The following is a 4,763-nucleotide window of genomic DNA, read 5'->3' on the forward strand; positions in this document are numbered from 1 at the left end:
TGTTGGCGGGGAGCATTATTTTTTTGGGGGCGATGTACTGCCAGAACCGGAAGAAATATTTAAAAACTTTATTGCCAAGTATGACTTTGATGGACGTAAAGCTCGTGATTTGCGCACGGAATATTGGGAACAGGGTAGGGAAAACGATTGGGTATATCTATTTTATCACTCCAAAAGTATCGCAATAGGTAAAGCGGAAAAACGTGAGGATGGAAGCTTTAAAATTGTCGATGTAGCGACGCAATAAAAAGGAGTGGTACACTTTCACTTCCTTTTGTTGGCTGTCGAGCATCGGGCCTTACTTTAAGCGGAAGGTGAACGCGTCTTTAAAGATTGAAATCTCATTCGACGTTTTCCGAGCCCCTACAAATTTCGATTACTATCTGAAACATCACTTTGTTAGGTTGTTGGAGCCGTCTTGGCTATAAGTTATCTTTATTTTTTGTTATGTTTGTTCAACTGTACAGTGTATTTGAATTAAATACGAAATCAATTAAATTTTAGTGCTATGTCTATAGTTAGAGAAAGTGACTTGATTGGGATTGGGAAAAAATACCAAATCGAGACCGAGGCAGGTGACAACATGGTTGTAGTCATTCATGATGATGGTAAACGTGAGTTATACCGCTCGGAAAACGAGGACAGTGAAACCCACTGTGTCATGACGCTCTCAGATGAGGAGTCGAGACAGGTTGCCGGCATAATCGGTGGACTATCCTACAAGCCAAAAGCCCTTGAGACGATGGAATTTGCATTGGACGATCTACGTATCGAATGGTATAAGGTTGGGGAAGCTAATGACGGAGTAAATAAAAGTATAGGAGAACTTGAGGTTCGTCAACGTACTGGAGCTTCGATTATAGCAGCCATTCGGGATGATGAAACCATCATTAACCCTGGGCCTGAATATCGGATAGCGCCAGGGACGACATTAGTGGTTGCAGGCAAGAAAACGAATATTAAACTATTAAAAGAAATCTTAATATAATTATATGTTGTCACCTACACTTGTATTAGAAGTTGGTATCGCAGTATTTCTAGTCGCTATCGTTGGGCTTTTGGCCAATCGGCTTCGATTTTCAGTGATTCCGTTCTTTATAATTGTAGGTATGCTGGTTGGCCAACACGCACCGCAACTTGGCATCATTGATCTGACGTTCACAGAAAGCAAACCCTTTATCGACTTCATGGGGCGCCTAGGCGTTCTTTTTCTTTTGTTTTATTTGGGGCTTGAATTTTCGGTTGGACGATTAATGAAGTCAGGTAAATCCATCCTAACGGGAGGGACTATATATGTTGTGCTTAATTTTATTTCAGGGCTGTTAATAGGTTGGCTTATGAATTTGCCGTTCAAGGAACAAATGGTACTTTGCGGAGTAATGACAAGTTCGTCAACGGCAATTGTAGCAAAAGTACTTACGGATCTTAAACGTACTGCGAACGCTGAGACAGAGATCATAATGGGAATGATTATGTTTGATGATCTTTTTATCGCGATGCATATATCGTTTTTATCCGGTCTTATTCTCAGTGGCGATGGTAGCTTTTGGACGGTTGCGGGGACTTCGGTTCTGGCACTAGCGTTTATTTTGACTTTTTTGATTTTAGGACGGAAGCTAGTACCGCTTATTGATAAACTTCTCCAAGACAAAACGCCAGAGCTATTCATACTTATTGTGTTTAGTCTCTTGTTTATTATTGCCGGTTTTTCTGAAACTATTCATGTAGCGGAAGCCATCGGCGCCTTAATGGCGGGATTAGTATTTGCTGATTCGAAGTATATTAAGAAGATTGAAACGATGATTTCCTCTTATAGAGATTTCTTTGGGGCGATGTTTTTCTTTAGTTTTGGGTTGTCGATCGACCTGTATTCTTTGGGAGGCGCTGTCGCTTGGGGGGCATTGGCTGCAGTAGTTACCATCATTGGGAATTTGGCGTCTGGTTATTTTGCTGCTCGCTTCTCAGGAAGAAAGCCTAAGTCTTCGTTCGATATTGGATTCACGTTATCTGCACGTGGAGAGTTTTCTATTATCATGGCGAATATAGGGAAGGCAGGTGGCCTGTTGCCTGTTCTTCAGTCTTTTGTGGTTGTGTATGTTTTGATTTTATCTATTGTTTCGCCACTGCTGACCAAGGAATCTCGTAATTTATGGAATGCTCTTTTCGGTAAAGATCCGATTATAGACAAACCGCGTAAAACTTTAGAGCAACTGGAGGAAAAACAAACTTCTTCTTCCTGATTAACGGTTTAGATTAACGTCCCTATCAGTTACACGAGAGTAAAAAAGGATTTCTTTAAAGAAATCCTAACTCAAGCTTCGCTTCTTCGCTCATCATATCCTTTGTCCAAGGTGGATCGAATGTAAGTTCCACGAGTGCTTCTTTTACCCCCGGTATTTTTGCAACCTTTTCTTGGACTTCATTCATTAATTCTCCTGCAACTGGGCACCCTGGAGCAGTTAGGGTCATGACTATTTTAGCAACTCCATCTTCTTTTGTGATGATTTCGTACACTAGGCCGAGGTCAATGATGTTCGCCGGTTTTAGTTCTGGATCATAGACGGTCTCAAGTTGTTCTTGGATCGCTGCCGCTAGATTCAGTTTATCCATTATAATAATGCTCATGTTTTAGTTCTTTAAAGAGGCAATTACATCACTGTATATTGCCAATAATTTGTCCATATTTTTGTCAAGACGATAATGCTTTTGGTATTCAGCATTACAGTTGATGCCTATTTCTTGCTTTTTCGCGCTGTCGAGTATATCCCACTCCCGTAGAGTATCCTGTACTGCGCTGTAATCGAAGGGGTCAAATAGTAAACCCGTATACAAAGGTAACACCATTTCTTCTAAAATACCAATTCTACTAGCAAGCACAGGTGTGCCTTGTGCATACGCTTCGACGATCGTCATGGGCATGCCTTCGTAACATATCGAAGGTACAATTAGTGCGCCGGCCTGTGCGATCGCTCGTGAAAGTTCATTTGCTGGTCTGAAGCCTTTGTAATGAATGTGGCCAAACTGCTTATCAAACTTCTCCACAGCTTCCTGTTGTGGACCACTTCCATAAACATCGATTGGGATTTGAAGAGGGGCGATAGCATTTAAAAGAGGGAGGATACCTTTTTCTTCGGCCAAACGTCCTATGTAAACAAACTTATTTTGGCGCGTATCGTTCAAAGGCATAGCATTTATACTATTTGGTCGTACGGTAAATTGTTCTGTGTTACCGTTTGTAAAAGTCGAATCTAAAAATTTACCTTTTGCAAAATCTGAAAGCACAATGAACCGGGATATTTTATCCCAAGTACCTATTTTTCGATGAAACCAATAGGTGAATGCGGTAATGAAGGTTTTGAGTAGAGAATTATCCAAAACACGTTTTCTGACGGCGGTCCAAGGGAAATGTTCTTGTAGACTTTTTGTGAATATTCTACCTTTATGGAAAAGACTAGCTGACGGGCACAATAAACGGTAATTATGTAACGTCATGACTATCGGTATCTTCAATTTATCAATTGCGCGTATCACCCAGGGGCCAATCGCGTAATGAAGGTTATGAATGTGAATGATATCAGGACCAAACGCTTGAACTGCCTTGCTAATCTTCGTCGCTGTGGAAAAGTTAAAGGGGTAACTTAGAAATTGGCAGGCTCCCTGTAATCCTTTTTTATTTAGTTCGGTGTATACTTCTACCTGGTGCACTTTTGATAATTCGTCAACTTCTTGGCGAAAGACCGTATCCTCGCCTCCGGCATGTTGGTAGAAATTGTGAATAATAAAAATACGCATGGATACGGGTTTTTACAAAGATAAGGTTTCCAATTGATACTCGTCTTTTTGTCGTACGGGCGGTTTCTTAAGCTACCTTATTTTTGGGCTTAACGTTGTTGTCGAGGAGAAAAAATATAATATGTATCTTAGCCTATCATTTTTTTTATATGTTTCAAAATCTAACACACGCAAAGCTTTTTCAAGAATATTTACACGAAACCGCGTTTCCTGATCAGCCGTCGAATTTGTATGACCCGGTACGATATATTTTATCGTTATCTGGGAAACGCATACGCCCACTACTCGTTCTGATGGGAGCTGAATTGTTTGACGAAACCAAGATAAGACCAGCCCTTCCAGCAAGCCTAGCAGTCGAATTTTTTCATAATTTTTCACTTATCCATGATGATATCATGGATAAAGCTCCTCTGCGGAGGGGTCAACCGACCGTTCACCAAAAATGGAACAATAACGTTGGGATACTTTCAGGAGATGCACTACTCATCAAAGCATATCAACAGATTGCTATGTGTCCTGTCGATAAGATTGATTTCCTACTTCCTTTGTTTAATAAAACCGCGCTTGAGGTGTGTGAAGGCCAGCAATACGATATGGATTTTGAAGATAAAGCAATTGTAAGCGTGGCTTCTTATGTTGAGATGATCCGATTAAAAACGTCCGTTTTGCTAGGATGTGCTTTGCAAATGGGGGCTATTATCGCGGGAGCTGATTCGAAGGACCAACAATTGATATATGATTTTGGTGTGAATATCGGTGTTGCGTTCCAGTTACAGGACGATCTTTTGGATGTGTATGGCAATCCCGATATGTTCGGAAAACAAATTGGTGGTGATATTTTATCAAATAAAAAAACGATCCTTTATACCAAATTGAAGGAACTTATCTCTGACGAGGATGTGGCACTGCTGGATGAACTTTTGGCCCATACCGTAGATACTGAACCAAATAAAGTAGAAATGATGAAAGCG

The 4,763-nt window shown here is 40.7% G+C and carries 5 protein-coding genes and 1 pseudogene; 4 read left to right on the plus strand and 2 right to left on the minus strand.

The window, feature by feature from the left end; translation table 11 throughout:
• The 3 genes and pseudogenes from HP439_RS17750 to HP439_RS17760 all read left to right on the plus strand — a co-directional run.
• Window positions 1–247: pseudogene (locus HP439_RS17750) on the plus strand (MBL fold metallo-hydrolase); the annotation flags it as partial.
• A gap of 261 nt (window positions 248–508) precedes the next feature.
• Window positions 509–988: a cation:proton antiporter regulatory subunit gene (locus HP439_RS17755; RefSeq protein ID WP_172391672.1), complete on the plus strand. Its 480-nt coding sequence runs from the start codon at window positions 509–511 to the stop codon at window positions 986–988.
• A 4-nt stretch (window positions 989–992) separates the two neighbouring features.
• Complete coding sequence (locus HP439_RS17760) at window positions 993–2,240, plus strand: cation:proton antiporter (protein ID WP_172391673.1); 1,248 nt, start codon at window positions 993–995, stop codon at window positions 2,238–2,240.
• Window positions 2,241–2,295: 55 nt separating this feature from the next.
• Here HP439_RS17760 and HP439_RS17765 read toward each other — a convergent pair whose 3' ends face one another.
• Together HP439_RS17765 and HP439_RS17770 are read right to left on the minus strand one after the other, a co-directional pair.
• Window positions 2,296–2,625 carry an iron-sulfur cluster assembly protein gene (locus HP439_RS17765; RefSeq protein WP_172391674.1) on the minus strand — a complete coding sequence of 110 codons (330 nt, stop codon included), beginning with the start codon at window positions 2,623–2,625 and terminating at the stop codon, window positions 2,296–2,298.
• A gap of 3 nt (window positions 2,626–2,628) precedes the next feature.
• Window positions 2,629–3,792 carry a glycosyltransferase family 4 protein gene (locus tag HP439_RS17770; protein WP_172391675.1) on the minus strand — a complete coding sequence of 388 codons (1,164 nt, stop codon included), beginning with the start codon at window positions 3,790–3,792 and terminating at the stop codon, window positions 2,629–2,631.
• A 149-nt stretch (window positions 3,793–3,941) separates the two neighbouring features.
• Here HP439_RS17770 and HP439_RS17775 point away from each other — a divergent pair.
• Window positions 3,942–4,763 (plus strand): polyprenyl synthetase family protein (locus HP439_RS17775; protein WP_172391676.1); only part of this gene is annotated, 822 nt, incomplete at its 3' end.

This window comes from Sphingobacterium shayense, assembly GCF_013179575.1.
Classification (GTDB): Bacteria; Bacteroidota; Bacteroidia; order Sphingobacteriales; family Sphingobacteriaceae; genus Sphingobacterium; species Sphingobacterium shayense.